This window comes from Yinghuangia sp. ASG 101 (assembly GCF_021165735.1).
Taxonomy (GTDB): Bacteria; Actinomycetota; Actinomycetes; order Streptomycetales; family Streptomycetaceae; genus Yinghuangia.
In genome coordinates, this window is the sequence record NZ_CP088911.1 from 2,484,189 (window position 1) to 2,500,414 (window position 16,226).

17 protein-coding genes are annotated in these 16,226 nt (G+C 71.2%); 10 read left to right on the forward strand and 7 right to left on the reverse strand.

Annotated features, from left to right (window positions below):
- Positions 1 to 85: 85 nt before the first annotated feature.
- A complete protein-coding gene (locus LO772_RS10215; protein ID WP_231778078.1) occupies positions 86 to 316 on the reverse strand; it encodes a hypothetical protein in 231 nt (76 codons plus the stop codon).
- A 395-nt stretch (positions 317 to 711) separates the two neighbouring features.
- On the opposite strand from LO772_RS10215, the gene LO772_RS10220 reads away from it, so the two are divergent.
- Complete coding sequence (locus LO772_RS10220; RefSeq protein WP_231778079.1) at positions 712 to 1,323, forward strand: NADPH-dependent FMN reductase; 612 nt, start codon at positions 712 to 714, stop codon at positions 1,321 to 1,323.
- Positions 1,324 to 1,467: 144 nt separating this feature from the next.
- On the opposite strand, the gene npdG is transcribed toward LO772_RS10220, so the two are convergent.
- Entirely contained in the window at positions 1,468 to 2,160 is a 693-nt protein-coding gene (npdG, locus tag LO772_RS10225) for an NADPH-dependent F420 reductase (RefSeq protein WP_231778080.1), read from the reverse strand.
- Positions 2,161 to 2,386: 226 nt separating this feature from the next.
- Between npdG and LO772_RS10230 the strand changes: the two genes are divergently transcribed.
- Positions 2,387 to 2,977 carry a YegP family protein gene (locus LO772_RS10230; protein WP_231778081.1) on the forward strand — a complete coding sequence of 197 codons (591 nt, stop codon included), beginning with the start codon at positions 2,387 to 2,389 and terminating at the stop codon, positions 2,975 to 2,977.
- 71 nt (positions 2,978 to 3,048) lie between these two features.
- Here the strand turns inward: LO772_RS10230 and LO772_RS10235 are convergent, their stop codons facing one another.
- Positions 3,049 to 3,267 (reverse strand): hypothetical protein, encoded by a 219-nt coding sequence (locus LO772_RS10235; protein ID WP_231778082.1) that lies wholly within the window; start codon positions 3,265 to 3,267, stop codon positions 3,049 to 3,051.
- Positions 3,268 to 3,402: 135 nt separating this feature from the next.
- Between LO772_RS10235 and map the strand changes: the two genes are divergently transcribed.
- The gene (gene map / locus LO772_RS10240; RefSeq protein WP_231778083.1) at positions 3,403 to 4,251 is read left to right on the forward strand and encodes a type I methionyl aminopeptidase; all 849 of its coding nucleotides are present in this window, start codon (positions 3,403 to 3,405) and stop codon (positions 4,249 to 4,251) included.
- Positions 4,252 to 4,261: 10 nt separating this feature from the next.
- A complete protein-coding gene (locus LO772_RS10245; RefSeq protein WP_231778084.1) occupies positions 4,262 to 5,275 on the forward strand; it encodes a hypothetical protein in 1,014 nt (337 codons plus the stop codon).
- Between the two features lie 297 nt (positions 5,276 to 5,572).
- Here the strand turns inward: LO772_RS10245 and LO772_RS10250 are convergent, their stop codons facing one another.
- The 3 genes from LO772_RS10250 to LO772_RS10260 form a co-directional block, all read right to left on the reverse strand.
- Positions 5,573 to 6,280, reverse strand: a complete 708-nt coding sequence (locus LO772_RS10250) for a bifunctional DNA primase/polymerase (RefSeq protein ID WP_231778085.1) — start codon at positions 6,278 to 6,280, stop codon at positions 5,573 to 5,575.
- A 347-nt stretch (positions 6,281 to 6,627) separates the two neighbouring features.
- Complete coding sequence (locus tag LO772_RS10255) at positions 6,628 to 6,837, reverse strand: hypothetical protein (protein WP_231778086.1); 210 nt, start codon at positions 6,835 to 6,837, stop codon at positions 6,628 to 6,630.
- A gap of 588 nt (positions 6,838 to 7,425) precedes the next feature.
- Entirely contained in the window at positions 7,426 to 8,340 is a 915-nt protein-coding gene (locus LO772_RS10260) for a hypothetical protein (RefSeq protein ID WP_231778087.1), read from the reverse strand.
- Between the two features lie 648 nt (positions 8,341 to 8,988).
- Between LO772_RS10260 and LO772_RS10265 the strand changes: the two genes are divergently transcribed.
- Positions 8,989 to 9,564: a dihydrofolate reductase family protein gene (locus tag LO772_RS10265; RefSeq protein ID WP_231778088.1), complete on the forward strand. Its 576-nt coding sequence runs from the start codon at positions 8,989 to 8,991 to the stop codon at positions 9,562 to 9,564.
- Here the strand turns inward: LO772_RS10265 and LO772_RS10270 are convergent.
- Positions 9,546 to 10,256 carry a helix-turn-helix domain-containing protein gene (locus LO772_RS10270; protein ID WP_231778089.1) on the reverse strand — a complete coding sequence of 237 codons (711 nt, stop codon included), beginning with the start codon at positions 10,254 to 10,256 and terminating at the stop codon, positions 9,546 to 9,548. The two genes, LO772_RS10265 and LO772_RS10270, sit on opposite strands and share 19 nt — an antisense overlap.
- Positions 10,257 to 10,686: 430 nt before the next feature.
- Here LO772_RS10270 and LO772_RS10275 point away from each other — a divergent pair, with 430 nt between their 5' ends.
- The 5 genes from LO772_RS10275 (at position 10,687) to LO772_RS10295 (ending at position 16,189) form a co-directional block, all read left to right on the forward strand.
- The gene (locus LO772_RS10275) at positions 10,687 to 11,493 is read left to right on the forward strand and encodes a glycoside hydrolase family 3 C-terminal domain-containing protein (RefSeq protein ID WP_269453181.1); all 807 of its coding nucleotides are present in this window, start codon (positions 10,687 to 10,689) and stop codon (positions 11,491 to 11,493) included.
- A 142-nt stretch (positions 11,494 to 11,635) separates the two neighbouring features.
- Positions 11,636 to 12,286: a choice-of-anchor M domain-containing protein gene (locus LO772_RS10280; protein WP_231778091.1), complete on the forward strand. Its 651-nt coding sequence runs from the start codon at positions 11,636 to 11,638 to the stop codon at positions 12,284 to 12,286.
- A 58-nt stretch (positions 12,287 to 12,344) separates the two neighbouring features.
- Positions 12,345 to 12,995 (forward strand): choice-of-anchor M domain-containing protein, encoded by a 651-nt coding sequence (locus LO772_RS10285; protein ID WP_231778092.1) that lies wholly within the window; start codon positions 12,345 to 12,347, stop codon positions 12,993 to 12,995.
- A 134-nt stretch (positions 12,996 to 13,129) separates the two neighbouring features.
- Positions 13,130 to 14,362, forward strand: a complete 1,233-nt coding sequence (locus tag LO772_RS10290) for a choice-of-anchor M domain-containing protein (RefSeq protein WP_231778093.1) — start codon at positions 13,130 to 13,132, stop codon at positions 14,360 to 14,362.
- A gap of 99 nt (positions 14,363 to 14,461) precedes the next feature.
- A complete protein-coding gene (locus LO772_RS10295; RefSeq protein WP_231778094.1) occupies positions 14,462 to 16,189 on the forward strand; it encodes a TIGR03773 family transporter-associated surface protein in 1,728 nt (575 codons plus the stop codon).
- Positions 16,190 to 16,226 lie beyond the last annotated feature (37 nt).

Sequence of the window (16,226 nt, forward strand, 5' to 3'; positions counted from 1 at the left end):
TTCGAACACGACAGCGACACACTCCGCCGCACGAGATTCAGGCGAACGAGTTAACGGTCGCGGTCGCGCGCCCCGCGGCGCGCGGTCAGGCGGCGGTCTCCGCCGACCGGTCCGACGCGGACGCGGCCCGCCGGGCGCGATGCAGGTAGAACCACGCGATATTCCCGTCCACGGCGGCAAGCAGGACAAACGGGATCCCGAGCCAACTGCCGTCCATGAAGGCGATCACCGCGGCGACGATCGCGAGCACGGCCACGGCGGCGGCCAGGACGACGACGCGCGGCACGCGCGGCGCGGGAGAGGGCGTGGAGGTCATGCGTCCAGCTTCCGGGTGGGATCGGGGTGGGGTCAGGGCGGGGTCAGGGCGGATCAGGTGGGGCCAGGGGGGTCAGGGCGGGGTCGGTGCGGCGGAACGCCGACGCCGAACCCCGGCGGACGTCGGACCGATGCGGGCATGTGACGTCGCACACAGCGGCATCGGACACACCGGGGCATCGATACGACGGCGGCGAGCGTTGGACCGCATGGCGCCGGCCCTGTGCTCGCCGTCGATTCTCCCCGACGGGCCGCCGGCCGACGCACCCGCCCGGCGCCGGTCCGGGCCGGGCCCGACGCCCCCGGCCGACGTCGGCCCGCAGGCAAGTTGAAATCGAAACAACATGGGTATAAGTTGTTCATGTTTCAACCAACTTCCCGCTGGAGGCACCCCCCATGACCCGCATCCTCGGCATCTCGGGCTCGATCCGCGCCGCGTCGTTCAACACCGCCCTGCTGAACGCGCTTCCCGCCCTCGCCCCCGAGGGCACCACGATCGAGGTCTTCAAGGGCATCGACGAACTCCCGCACTTCAACGAGGACTTGGAAGCCGACGTACCGGCGTCGGTGGTCCGCCTGCGCGAGGCGGTCCGCAGCGCGGACGGCATCGTCATCTCGACGCCGGAGTACAACCGCTCGGTGCCCGGCGTGCTGAAGAACGCGCTGGACTGGGCGTCGCGCCCGTACGGCCAGTCGTCCTGGTTCGGCAAGCCGGTCGCCGTGCTCTCCGCCTCCCCGGGCGCACAGGGCGGCATCCGCGCGCAGGAGGAGCTGCGCAGCCAGCTGCGCAACCTGGGCGCGTACGTCGTGCACGGCCCCGAGATCGCGGTGCCCGAGGTGCACACCCGCCTCAGCGTCGACGAGCAGGCGCGCGCGACCCTGACCGACCCGGCGACCGCCGGCATGGCCACCTTCCTGCTGAACGCCCTCGAGGACGCCGTCCGTGCGAACACCGGCGGCACCCACACCAAGTCGCTCGGCGCGTGGATGGCGTCGCTGGCGGGCTGACGACCCCGCCTCCGAAACACGTGAAGGGCGGTCCGGCACATGGTGCCCGACCGCCCTTCACGTATGTTCCGTTGTCCCGCTCGGCGCGCTCCCGCCGTCCCGCGCGTCCTGCACATCCCGCGCGACCGCCCGCGCCGCCGGGGATCAGACGTCGGTGACCCGCAGGCCGGCGTGCGCCTTGTAGCGGCGGTTGACCGAGATCAGGTTCGCGGTGAGCGCCTCGACCTGGCCCGCGTTGCGCAGCCGGCCCGCGTACACCCCGCGCATGCCCGGGATCCGGCTCGCGAGCGCCTGCACGATGTCGGTGGCCGAGCGCTCGTCGCCGAGCACCATGATGTCGGTGTCGAGGGACTCCACGTTGGGGTCGAGCAGCAGCACCGCCGAGACGTGGTGGAACGCCGCGGTCACCCGCGATTCCGGCAGGACGGCGGCGGCCTGCTCCGCGGCGCTGCCCTCCTCGACCGGCAGGGAGTACGCGCCGCGCTTGTCGAAGCCCATCGGGTTCACGCAGTCGACCACGACCTTGCCCGCGAGCTGCGCGGCGAGCGAGACCAGCAGCTCCTTGTGGCCTTCCCAGGGCACCGCGACGATGACGACGTCGCTCTCCGCGGCGCAGGACGCGTTGTCGGTACCGCGCACTCCGGCACCCAACTCCGCGGCGGCCGACGCCGCGCGGTCCGCGCTCCGCGAACCGATCACCACTTTCTGGCCCGCGACGGCGAGACGGTAGGCGAGTCCGCGACCCTGCTCGCCGGTTCCACCGAGGACACCGACGACGAGACCGCCGACGTCGGGCAGGTCGTGCGGATCGCGCTGAGCGTTGGAGGGGGTAGTCATGGCGTGATCCTGCCAGGGGGGTCGGCGGGAGGCAGCAGGCAGCGCGCAGATGCAGCCGAGGTCACAGCGCATTTACCGGCAAGTCGGGCTTAACAAGCCTTTCAGACCTTTGACAATTTCACTCTAAAGCCACAACTAGTGTGACAAATGCTGCATTCCGTGCTTGCTTGATACGTAAATCGTTCGGCGACGGGCCGGACATTTGTCCCGCACACGGGAGGCACCGATGCCGGCAAGGTTCGTTCTCAGCAAGGGCCGTACGGGCAAGTACGGATTCATCGTGGAGGCCGCCGACGGCACCACGCTCGCCAAGTCCCCGGCGTACCCGACCAAGCGCGAGGCGATGTCCGCGCTGCGCTCCGTACAGCGCGCGAGCATGGCGAGCGCGGTCGACGACCGCACCGGCGCCGCGATGGCGGCGCCGGCGAAGACCACCGCCCGCAAGACCACCAAGAAGACCGCGGCGAAGCGGACCGCCAAGCGGACCGCGAAGGCCGCCGCGCGGAAGGCACCCGCGAAGAAGGCCGCGACGAAGCGGACGACGACCAAGCGCACCACCACCCGGACGTCGATGACCAACCGCGCGCCCGCGAAGAAGTCGGCCACCCGGAAGGCCGCCAAGAGCGCGCCGGCGAAGAAGACCGCGGCCAAGAAGAACGTCGCGAAGAAGGTCGGCGCGATCAGAAGCGCCGTCAAGAAGACCGCCGCCAAGGCGCCGACCCGCAAGACGGCGGCGAAGCGCGGCCCCGCGACGAAGCGGACGAGCCGCAAGACGGCCACGAGCCGCCGCGCGGGCGCGACGATGCGCACGCGGTAGTCCGCACGGCCGCGCCGAAGGGCCGCGTTCCGAGGCCACAGTGCCCCGGGACGCGGCCCTTCGCGCGGTGCTCAGTCGCGTCCCGGCCCGCGGTCGTCCCACTGCGGGTCGTTCTCCCACGAGCGGTTGCGCTCCCGGGCGGTCTCCAGGGCGTGTTCCGCCTCCGCGCGGCTGTCGTACGGTCCCAGCCGGTCGAGCGCGCGGCATTCCGGTCCCTCTTCGACCCGGTTGTGCCGCACGCAGTAGAACCACTCGTTCTCGCGGCCCTTCGGCCGCCACCACCCGAACATGACGCGCTCCCCTGCCGGTCGTCCGCTCGTCCGGCACGCGCGCGGCGCCCCGTGCCCCGCCGCGGTGCGCGGGCGCGTTCGCGCGTGCGCTCGCGGGTGATGCTGCCCGACCCGTGGTGGTTACACTCGCAAGTTATGGCGACTCTCGTTCCCGGCAAGCCCACCCCGATCCGCACCGTGCCCGCCGACATCCCCCGGCCGGAGTACGTCGGCAAGGCGGCGCCCGCGCGCTACGAGGGCCCCGACGTGCAGAGCGCCGAGACGATCGAGAAGATGCGGATCGCCGGGCGCATCGCCGCCGGGTCGCTGGTCGAGGCCGCCAAGCACGTCGCGCCGGGCGTGACGACCGACGAACTCGACCGCGTGGCGCACGAGTACATCCTCGACCACGGCGCGTACCCCTCGTGCCTGGGCTACCGCGGCTACCCGAAGACGGTCTGCACCTCGGTCAACGAGGTCATCTGCCACGGCATCCCGGACACCACCCGGCTCGAGGACGGCGACATCGTCAACATCGACGTCACCGTGTTCATCAACGGGGTGCACGGCGACACCGACGCGACATACCTGGTCGGCGATGCCGACGAGGAGTCGCGGCTGCTGGTCGAGCGCACGCGGGAGGCGATGCACCGCGGCATCAAGGCCGCGCGCGCGGGCCGGCAGATCAACGTCATCGGGCGCGTGATCGAGTCGTACGCCAAGCGGTTCGGCTACGGCGTCGTGCGCGACTTCACCGGCCACGGCATCAACTCGACGTTCCACTCCGGGCTGATCATCCCGCACTACGACGACCCCCGGGCGGTCACCGTGATGGAGCCCGGGATGACGTTCACGATCGAACCGATGCTGACACTCGGCACCTACGAATACGACATGTGGGACGACGGCTGGACGGTCGTCACGAAGGACCGCAAGCGCACGGCGCAGTTCGAACACACCATCGTCGTCACGGACTCCGGCGCGGAGATCCTGACGCTGCCGTAGTCTCCCGGTCGTGTCTGGAACCGCTCACTCTTCGCATCGGCAGATACCCGCGCCGCCCGCCCGGCCGGTCTCTCTGCTCGCCGTCCTGGTGGCGGCCCTGCTCGCGTTCGCCGTCACCGGCTGTGTGACCGTCGACGGCGAACACACCCGCGTCGCGCCCTTGGACGAGCACGAAGCGGCCCAAGTGCTCGCGGAGTTCGACGCGCGGAACAACGAGGTGTACACGCATCGCGACACCGATTTGAACGCACGGATCGAAACGGGGCCGGTCGGCGCGATCGACCAGGCGTCGCTGCGGATCATGCAGTTCACCGATCCGCAACGGACGCGTGAGATACCGGAGTTCACCCACGACAGGCCGCAGTTCTGGATCCCGCGCACGATCGGCTGGCCGAAGTGGTTCGCGGTGCAGAACACGCCGTCGTACCCGAACGCGCGGGCGATGCTGCTGGTGTTCACGAAGCAGGACCCGGACGCGCCGTGGCAGGCCGCGTGGGGGCCGACGCTGCGGCCCGGTGAGACTTTTCCCGAGCCCTACCGCGACGCGAAGGGCCACGTCGTCGAAGTACCCGCCGACGCGGCCGACTTGGTGGTCGCGCCGCAGGACACCGCGGGCGCGCTGACCGCGTATCTGACGGACGGCCGGGCGTCGGCGGGGCTGTTCGCCGACGAGCCGACCACGACGGAGCAGCGCAGATTGCGCGAAGAACCCGTACAGAACGGATTCGTCCGGCAGTTCATCGACACCCCGGCCGCGCACTTCCCCCCGTTGGCGATCCGCACGAAGGGCGGCGGCGCGCTGGTGCTGTTCGCGGTGACGCACAGCATGAAGCTGACGGTGCAGCCGCCCAACGTGCTCGGCGAGATCGAGCCGGAGCAGCAGGCGTTCCTGGCGGAGCCGCCGAAGAAGTCGGTGACCGAACACCGGCTGACGGGGTACGCGGCGGTCGTGCCGCCCGCGGGTGACGGCCAGGTGCGACTGGTGGCGACGATGTCGGGCCTCATCGGCGCGGAAGGCGAGTAGGGGCGGGGGTCGTGTCGCGGATGCGTACGGCGGTCGTCGCCAGGCGGTGTGCCCGGGGCGGGCCGACGCCCGTGGTCGCCGCGACGCGGGGCGCCCGGCGAGCGCTTGATCGTGTGGACCGCTCCTCGCGCGGTACGGCCGTGCACGTCCGTGTACCGCGCGGATCGCGCGGGCGGACTCGGCGCCCGTGCGCGGTGACGGCCGTCACCGGGTCGTGCCGCCCGTCGCGCCGCGCGGCCTCGTCGCCGCCGGGACGGCTGACCGCGCCGGGCACCGGTGTGTGCCCGGCGCACGGGATCACCGGCCCATGAGCCAGCGCGTATCCGTCGCTCCGGCACCGACCGTGTCGCACGCGTCGGTCAGGACGTCCAGGACCCGGAGCGGGTCGGGCAGGGCGGTCTCGGGGCCGCGGATCCAGCGCACGGTGGCGCCGGACGGGTGGCCCGACGGCGGCAGGAGCACGTAGCTGCCCCGGCAGTGCCAGCGCAGGCCCGGGTGTTCGTCCAGGGTCTCGGGGTGGCAGTCCAGCTCGCACGGCCACCATTCGTCCTCGTCGACGGGGGTGCCGCGCGTGGCGGTGAAGAACAGGTGTCGGTCGGGGCCGCACGCCGCGACCGGGCCGACCTCGGCGCCCAGGGCTTCCAGGGCCAGTTCGCCGGCGGCGGCCGGGACGTCGAGCACGTCGTGGGCGACCCCTGTCGCGGTGACGAAGTTCGCCTCCGGGTGCCGGTCGAGCCAGCGGTCCACCTGCGCGGGGTCGAGCGTGGCCTGGGTCTGCCACGCGGAGGACATCGGGTGCATGCCGGGCGAGGGGCATCCGACGCGGTCACAGGAACAGCCGTATTCCAGCGGGTGCGCGGCCGGGCAGACCGGCCAGCCGAGGCGTACGACCTCGTGGAGCAGATCCGCACGGCGGTCGCGCCCGGCCTCCGCGTCCCCTCGCTGCGCGCGGCGCAGCCACCCGGCCACGCGGGCCCGCTTGCCGATGCGATCCGTACGGTCCATGGCACCCCTTCTTCCGCCCTGCTGACCATGCTCTCCCCGCGCGGCGCCCCCTGGCCGGCGCGGAGGAACGACGAAGGAAACCCCATCATCGCTGTTCGGCGCCTCTGACGGCCGCCGAGGGTGGCGAGCTGACCGGAATGCCACCGAGGCATTACTTCCGGTCATCGCTTATCGGTCGGTTTCGTAGGGAAAGTGTCCGGCGTCACGCCCGAAAACGCGAATGCCGCCGGTCACGGGCCGTGGCGGTGGTACGGCCCGGGTACACCGGACCCGGGGTGGAGACGACAGGATCGCGGTCACACGATCACATTTTCTGACGCTGCGTCGGATCGGCAACGGCCGTACGGTCATACGCCGTTCTCCTGCGGCAACGCCGCGACCGGACCCGAAACGGCGTCGTTGTCGGTGGTGTTGCCCGCCTTCACCATGAAGCACTCCGCGCAGTACTTCGACCAGGGCTTGCCCGGAACGTACTCGCCGTTGTACTTCCACGCGTGTGGCACATCGTCATGACATCGGAACGGCCAGGTCTTTCGCCAATCGGTGTTGTCGTCCACGGGATACTCCATCGGTCGTGAGGATTCCTACACTCACGGTAACGGCCCCCACGGCCGACCGAGCCCGTTCCCAGAGCGCGGCGCGTACGGAACCTCAAGGCCCACCCCCGCCTCATCACCGATGACGAAGGATGGAGAGGCCGCCAAAACCCTGTGTGCAGGTAGCCCGCTCGCCCGCGGCGGTACGGATTGGGGTGCGGGCACCCGACGACCGCCACGCGCGGCAACGGCCTTCACGCGCTTGGGCGTGCGCCGGGCGAACCACGGTGTCGCCCGCGGCGGAGCACCGCCAACCGACGCGCTCGGCCCGGGCCTTGCCGCATCGTCGCCGACCCCTTCACCGTCCAGAGGCCTCCCCCGGCCGCCGGGAAGCCTCAACGTCTGTTCGACGTGCGTCCAGGCCAAGCGGGAGCGGTGCAACGCGCCGGCCGCCGCGTAGTCGGTGAATTCCCGTGCCGGCGCGAGCCGGAGCCGCGCCGCGAGCGGGCCGTCGTGACGCATCACGTGCGGTGCGGCGTTCGACGCGAAATTCCGGACTTCACCGCGGCACCCGTGCGGCAGAAGCGCATCGGTGACGAGAGTGCGGGGTCACAGTCTCTTCTTCCGGCATTTGTTCAGGCCCTTCTCCCTTTCCTGCCGGTGTAGTGGGGCGATGCCCGGGGGCTGGGGGGCGTTGGTGGGGGTGGGGGATTGGGCGGGGGTGCGGGGATTGATGGTGGAGGGTGAGGGTGGGGGGAGTCCGGCTGTGGCTGTTTGCAGATGGTTGGTGATCGCGAGGCGGGTGTCGGGGGCCATCGCGTGGGCGGTGGCGTGCCGGATTCGCTCGGTCTTGATCGCGGCGGCGAGTCGGCCGATGATCTGCCGGTGGATGGGGTCGGCCCGCTCCTCGCGGAGTGCCATGTCCGCGCCGGCGTTTGCGACCATTTCCGCCGGCCCGCGCCGGATTCCCGGGCCGAGGACCGCGGCGATATGGCCGTCCCGGACGGTCTCCGGCGGTATGCCGAGCAACCGACCGACACTCGCCTTGACGTCGTCCATGAGGGCGTTCGGAAAGCCGGCCACCACTCCCGCGCTCATCCAGTGCTTGTTCGGCAGGGTCTCCACCACCGCGTGCGTGCCCTCGTGGGCCCCGGCACCCCGCGGGGAATAGAGGCCGGGGGGCGAGACATGGTCGGTGACGCCGTACAGTTCCCGCACTTCTTGGGCGGCGGCCTCGAAGTCCCGGTATGCCTTGTCCTGAGCCGCCATATTGCCGGCGAAGGATGTCTCCGCGATCCATTGGGGATTGACCTCCACGGTGACGGGTTCGAGCGGGGTGATGTGCCCTGCGGAATCCCCTTGGACCGGAGCCAGTGTCCGGGCGAAGTTGTGCGGGCCCTCGAAGTCCGGCGCGACCGACACCGCACCCAAAGGCGTGTCCGGAAACCGGTTCAATATGCGCTGTATTCCGTCGAGGAAGTGGCGCGTCGTCTCCGGGTTTCCGTACGGAAGGAACACCTTCACGTCGGGACGCCGCGACGTCGATGCGGCCGGTGCGGCGACGGTTTCCTGTGCCTTCGCCGACGGTGCGGCGTCCCGCGGTCCGCGGGTCGTCGCGGGTGTGGGATCGGGGTGCGGCTGCTCGCCGTGGTGGGCCGGCGGCGCCGGCCGGGCGTACCGGGCGGCGGAGGATTCCCGACGGCTCCGCAGTTTTCGGAGCGTGGAACTCAGGAGTCCCAAAAACGTTCCTCCAGACCGGCGGAAATGTCATTGTCCGTGTGGCGTATGGCGCTTGACCGGGTGGAGCGTGGCGCGGGCCGCCACGCGGGGGTGGTGGTCCGGCCTCCGGGACGGGGTCCGGACCGGGGAGGAGAGCCTTCCACCTGGCGCCGACGGAACGGCAACGGACTTGGCGCGTAGGCGACTTCGCCGCGCGCCGCCGTGTGCGCGGCGCACCGCCCGCGCGCGACAAGCCGGGATGATTCCCCGCTCCGGGCCGCCGGGGCAAGCCCCCGACGCGACGGTCTTCGGCGCGTCCGGGAGGCGGCGTGGGACCGGGGGGTCCGGTCGGGCGGGACCGGTCCGAGCCGGTGTCGTTTCCGTCCAAGACGGCCCCAGGGAGCTGATCTACCGTGACCTCGGCACAGCGTTCGATCATGAGGAGACGGCACCATGCGCAACCTCGTCTACACCGGTTTCATGTCACTCGACGGCGTCGTGGACTCCCCCGGCGGGCCCGGCGAGGGCCACCGCAGCGGGGGCTGGGTGGTCGACGACCTCGAATTCGTCCCGGAGGCCTGGTCGTTGAAGGGCGAGGAACTCGCCGACACGACGGCGCTGATGTTCGGACGCCGCAGCTACGAGGCGTTCGCCCCGGTCTGGCCCGGCTCGGCGGACCACGCCGACTACCGGGACCTGCCCAAGTATGTGGTGTCGACGTCGCTGTCCGACGACGCCCTGGTCGACGGGTGGGGGCCGACGTCCATCCTGCGCTCGACCGAGGACGTCGCCGCCCTCAAGGAAGGCGACGGCGGCTCGATCTTCATCCATGGGAGCGCGGAGCTGGGCCGGCGGCTGTCGGAGGCGGGCCTGATCGACCGGTACAACCTCCTGGTGTTCCCCGTGCTGCTCGGCGCCGGCAAGAGCCTGTTCGATCGGGCCGACCGCGACAAGCACATGCTGGCGCTGCGGGAGTCGGAGACCTACTCCAACGGGATCGTGAAGCTGGTCTACGACGTCCGGCGTTGATCCAGGTCGAGGGCGATCGCGCCGTCGACGCCCCCGCGCAGTTGCCCGGCGGTGCGGCCGACGTACGAGCGCAGCGCGCGGGCCAGGTGCGGCTCGTCGAAGTAGTCGAGCGCGGCGACGACATCGGCCACCAAATCGCCCGCGGCGAGCAGCGCCGCCGCGCGACGGGCCCGCTCGATCTGCCGGACGGCACCCGCGGTCAGCCCGGTCGCGGAGCGGAACCGGCGTTCGATCGTGCGCCCCGAGACCGCCGGACGGTGACCCCGCAGCACCTCGGCGACGAGCGGGTCACGGACCACGACCCCGGCCTCGACAAGGCGGGCGACCAGAGCTTCGGCGTCGTCGGAGCAGGGTGTCTCCCAGCGCGCGCCGTCGAGCCGGAACGTCCGGCGCGTGGTGTCGGGGAGTGCGATGCCGGAGTCGACCAGCGTGGTCGCGGGCACGGCCCGCAGCGCGGTGCCGACGGCGAGTTCGATGCCCGTGAAGGTCGCCCCCTCCGGCACCGGCGCCGTACCGGTCCGGGTCTCGGGACCGGTGACGCCCGCGTGCGCTCGGCCGTCCTGCTCCCAGAACACCAGGCCGCAGCGCACCCCCGCGACGGACGTCATGGTCGTGACGCGCTCGCTCGTGCAGGTCCACACGGTGTCGACCCACGGCGAGTCCGACCCGCGCGTCTCGAAAGCCAGTTCCACAGACGCAGGGTACGCGGCGTGCGCGGGGGTGCGGCGATCGGCCCGATTTATTACTGAATGGCACCAATCTCGTGCGGAACGGTCCGCCGAGCACGGACGGTTGGCCGGTGGGAACGGGAGACCGCGTTGCCACGCGGCGACGGCGGTGCGGTACACCCGCCATGACGGGGCCGGGCCGCTCTGTGTCCATGGACATTCCATGGACAGAGATTGACCGACGTTGACGATTTTCGCCGAACGTTGCCGCATGCAAAGGCGCTGGTCAGCCCGTATTCGGGGACGTTCGCGCACGTGGCGGCGGAAGAGTCGGCCTGTACGCCGGGCACAGTCTCCGGAGGTGCAGCGACCGGCGCATATGCCCAAGCCCCACGAGCGATCGCCACATGATCGCCACACTGTCGGTGCCCCGCCAGCGCATGGGCATCAAAAAATGCCGGACGTGGCCGTGGTGGTCGTCGGCTCCACCCATGAGTGGGAGAGCGAAGGAGCCGACCGCGACTCCTTCGAACTGCCCGCAGGGCAGGACGAGTTGGTCCGCCGCGTGGTCGCGGCCAACCCCAACACCGTCGTGGTCCTCAACTGCGGCGCACCGATGGCCATGCCATGGCTGAACGACGTCCCCGCCGCCCTGCTCGCGTGGTACCCCGGCCAAGAGGGCGGCGAGGCGATCGCCGACGTCCTCCTCGGCGACGCCGACCCGGGCGGACGTATGCCCACCACCTGGGCACGCCGCGAGCAGGACACCCCCGCGTACCTCAACTACCCCGGCGAAGCGAACACCGTCCACTACGGCGAGGGCATCTACGTCGGGTACCGCTGGTACGACGCCCGCGGCATCGACCCACTGATCCCCTTCGGGCACGGCAGCTCCTGCGCCGACTTCGCCTGGGGCACCCCCTGCATCACCGGTGACGGAACCGACGTGGCCGTCGAGGTGCCGATCACCAACACCTCCGACCGCGCCGGGACCGACGTCGTCCAGCTCTACATCGCGCCCCAGGCCCCCACCGTCCACCGGCCCCGCAAGGAACTCGCCGGATTCGCCAAACTCGAACTCGCCCCCGGCCAGACCGGCACCGCCCGCCTCGAACTCAACGAACGCTCGTTCGCCCGCCGGGACTTGGCCACCCACAACTGGAAGGTCGACCCCGGCGACTACGACCTCGTCATCGCCGCTTCCGCGACCGACACCCGCGCCGTCGTCCCGCACACCCTGAAGGAACCAGACCGCTCCTGATCCCCCTGATGTTTCGCCGGCGGAAGCGGGTTGCGGCGCGAGGCTGTCCAGCGACCGCATCGTGGAATCATCTAGGCGCGAGTAATGAAAATGGTTATCGTTTGCTCTGCAAGGTTCGCTCATCGATCGAAAGGGCTGCCGCATGCGCGCATTCGTTCGCCCCCTGCTGATAGCCGCCGCTATGGCGGGGGCGCTTGTCACCGCTGTCGCTCCCGCCGGAGCGGCGTCGTGTGTGACCCTCGACCGCGGCCACGTGGACGTGGTCGGTGTCGCCTACGAGGACGGAGCCCTGCACCTGCACGTTCACGACGAGGAGTCAGACACCGAATACGCCCCGCAGGACGTGAAGTTGGCGGTGCGTCCCGAGGCACTCACGGCTGTGCCCGACGATCCGGCGTACGCCTTCCTCGGCACGCCCGGCGCCCCGGTGTGGATCCTGCCGCAGTCGCAGAACCCGGACCTGCTGTGGGCCGGGCTGGGCGCGGAGGAGGTCGAACCGGGTGACCTGCGCGACGACAGTGTCGAGGTGCGGTTCCGGGTGCTCTCGGCGCCGGGTGACCTGGCGATCTTCACCGAGGACGCGTTCGGTGCGCCCGAGCAGGTCCTCGTCGACACCGGCGACGCGTCGCCCGACGTGGTGACGCTGTCCGCCGGCAGCCACGTGCACGCCGACTGGGCGTTCGAAAAGCCCGGCCACTACTGGCTCGTGGTCGACGCGAGCGCCCGACGCGCCGTCGACGGCACGCGGGTCGCCACCGAGCCGGCCCTGTACCACTTCGTCGTGGGCTCCTGATCGACGACGCAACACCGACGTCCACCGATCCGCGATCACCGAACGGAGCACCTCACCCATGCGTTCACGCACGCGCATAGCGTCCGTCGTCGCCCTCGCGGGCGCGCTGTTCTTCGGTACGGCGTTCCAGGCGCACGCCGTGCCCGTCCATCTGTCCGCCGGGCATGTCGACATCCTTGACGTCGACTTCGCAGACGGCGCATTGACCCTGCAGGTCCTCGACGAAACCGGTTCCGCCGCTGTCGAACGCGCGCCCGGCGACGTCATCTTCGATGTGCCGCCCGGCGCCAAGCGCACGAACGTGCCCACCACGCCCGCATGGTCGTTCCTGGGGACGAACGGGACCGCGTGGGTGCTGCCGCAGAGCCAGGTGACGGGGCTGCTGTTCGCCGGCTGGAGCACCGAGGGTGTTCCGGCGGGCGTCCTCGCCGGCGACAAGGTCGACTTCAACCTCACCTCGGTCTCCGGTCCGGGCGGATTCAGCGTCTACACCACGTCGTTCGGCTCGCCGACCGTGCTCTTCGACAGCGGCGACGGCCTTCCGGACACGCGCTCGGTGGCCCGGAACACGCACGCCCACGCCAACTGGGGCTTCGACGCCCCCGGAACGTACACGGCGACGTTCACGGTGACCGGTGTCCTCGCCTCCACCGGCGCGATCGTCACTTCCGGGCCGCAGCAGTTCACGTTCGTGGTCGCCGACGCCTGACGTCGTACACGCAGCACCGCAGTCACCGCCGCGGGGCCGGGAGCCATTCCGGGCCCGCGGCTCCATTCACCGTCCCACGTTTCGGAGCAAGAGATGATCCCCCCAAGAAGTGACGTCGGAAGCACGTGGCACCGATGAGGGCCGTACGAGCCCGGCTGGCGGCCGTCGCCACTGCGGGACTGCTCACCACAGGTGCCGCGCTCTGCCTGGTCGGCGCGGCACAGGCCGGCGCGGCGGACGCGCGCATCCCGGCGGCAGTGCGCGCGGCCGACACCGGCGCCCCCATCGCGGACGAACGCGTCGTGATCGACGCGGGCCACGTGGACGCGGTCGCGCCGCGCATGGTCGGCGACGCGTTCCGCTTGTTGTTCAAGGACAGCCGCGACCACGCGGCGCCGATCTGGCGTCAGCCGGAGTCCGTCATCCTGCACGTCACCGACGCCGGGCGCGTCGAGATCACCGAGGACCTGCCGGGTCTCGCCTTCCTCGGGCCTCCCGGGACCGTGTTCCATCACATTCCGGAGATCCAGGATCCGGCGATCGTGTGGGCGGGTTGGAGCACCGAGGCGTTCGCGGGCACCGACATCGCCGAGCCCTTCGCCATGACCCTCGAAGCGGTCGACGGTCCGGGCAACCTGGCCATGTTCAACTTCTCGCCGTTCGGGGAGCCGCTGTTCACGTTCGACAGCCGCGACGGGCTCCCGGACACCATCGACGTGCCCGCGCGCACCCACGCTCATTCGATGTGGGTCTTCACGCAACCGGGCGTGTACCGGCTCACGTTCGCTTATCGGGTCACCGCGGCCAACGGGGAGCAATTGCGGGACGACGCCGTCTACACCGTCGTCGTCGGCGACGAGGTCGATCCCGACACGGTGCCGCTGCCGGATCCCGACCCGACCACGGAGCCGCCGCCGACCGGTACCGCCACTCCCACGGTGACATCCACGCCGACCGCCACGGCCACACGGACTTCGACTCCGACCGGCACCGCCACGACCGGCACATCGAGCGGGACACCGACGAAGACCACGACGACCGCCACGGCCCCGACGACGTCGCGGCCTTCCACGACCACCGGCGTCCCGACGTCGACGACCCCCTCGCAGAGCCCTTCCGGCGGCACCACACCCCCGTTTGCCACCGATGCGACGACCCGCGCGGTCGACGGGGCCGCCACGGTGGCAGGGGCGAGTACGGGCGGCGGCTCCGGAGGGGCTTTGGCCCACACCGGGGCCGACGGCGTACTGCCGTTGGCGGTCGGAAGCCTGCTGCTGGTGGTGACCGGCGGGACCGCTCTTCTCGTGGTCCTGCGTCGTCGGTCCGGTGGTTCGGACGCGGCTGAGACGACCACGCCGAACCCTTGATGTCCCGTGCTGCGACGGCGAATCACGGCATACGCGTGTCCGTGGTTCGCCCGTCGTCCACGTGCTTTCCCCTCGACTGCCGATCGGAGGCTTCCTCACATGCCCACGAACGCCCGCCTGAGAAGCGCGTTGGCGTCCACCGCGGCGGGGGCCGGGACGCTCGCGCTGCTCGCGTCCGCGGCCGGCCCCGCCCTCGCGGAGCCGTCACCGACACCAGCCGTCCCCGTGATGCGCACGTCGGTAGGCCTCGCCCACGGCGAACTCGACGTCGGCGTCACCACCATGGGAGGGCTTTCCTGCGCCGACGCCGGGAAGAGCCCCGGCGCGGCGTGCGATCTCCTGCTCGGTCCCGAAGCCCGCGGCACCGCGGAAGACGCGGGCCTCCCCGCCGACTTCGGATCCCCCGGCACTCCGATATGGCGGCTCGCGGACGGGCCTGCCGGGGCCGCCCCGGTGTTCGACACGCGCGAGGTGCCGGCCGACGCGCTCGCGGTCCCCGACGTCGTGTGGACCATCTCCGCGGTCGAAGGGCCCGGACGCGTGGCGGTGTGGAGCGACACTGGAGTTCTGTTCGACACGGGTGACGACATGGCGGACGCCGCACAGCTCCCCGCGGGCCAAGTCACGGACACTGCTTGGGCGTTCGGCGCGCCCGGCGCCTACCGTGTCTCCGTCGCGGTCGAAGTGACCCTCGGCACCGGCGAGACCAAGCGCGACACAGCCGACTGGACGGTCCTGGTCGACGACGAACAACCGCTTCCGGCCGAGACCCCCAAGCCCCCCGAGCCGACACCGGATCCGACGGTCCCGCCCGGTCCTGAGCAGAAGTCCCCGGCGGCCACGGCCGTCGCGCAGAGTGCGCCGGCCGTCGCCGTTCCCCGGGTCGGCGCGCCGGCGTCCGTCAGCGCGTTGGCCGCGGTCGCGGTCGACTCGTCTCCGGTGACGATCGACCGCGGACATGTCGACGCGCTGGCCGGAACGTTCGCCGACGGTCGGCTGCGGCTGCTGTTCAAGGACAGTCGCGAACCGGCCGCGGTGGTGTGGCGTGCGCCGTCCGCGGTGACCCTGCGCGTGGGCGACCCGGCGAGGACCACGGTGCCGACGGGAAGCGCGTACGGCTTCCTCGGCGCCGCGGGCCAACCGCTGTGGATCATCCCCCAGACCCAGAACCCCGCTGTCGTGTGGGCCGGTTGGAATACCGAGGAGCTGACGGCGCGTGAGCTTGCCGGGCCCGTGACGCTGACCCTCACCGGAGTCGAGGGCCCCGGGAGTGTCGCGGTGTGGGAGGACGGCAGCTTCGGCCGTCCCAAGGTGATCTTCGACTCCGCGAACGGGCTGCCGGACCGCCACGAGGTCCCGCTGGGCGTCCATGCCCACGCCAACTGGGGGTTCGGCGCGCCGGGAACCTACCGTCTCACCGTGCGTCTGACCGGCACGCTCGCGAGCGGCGGCACCGCCGAGGACACCGCGACCTACACGATCGTCGTGGACTCCGCGCCAGGCTCCGGCTCGGCGTCAGGCTCGGGAACCGCCGGTTCGGGTACGACAGGCGCCGGAACCTCGGCGTCCGGATCCGGTGCCACCGGTACCACCGGGACATCCGGGGCCACGACGACGACCGGCTCCTCAGGCGGCACGTCGTCGTCCGGGGGCTCGACGGGGTCTGGCGGTACCGGCGGCTCGACGGGGTCGGCTGCGACCGGGCCACTGGCCAGGACCGGGGCCACCGAGCCGATCCGCCTGATCTGGGGCGGGACCGCCCTGCTCCTCCTCGGCACGGTGGTGGTCGTCGTCACGCGGCGACGAAACAGCGCTCGTCGGGGGTGAACGGAAGGGCGAGGGGGCTGGGTCCGGCATCCGCCGG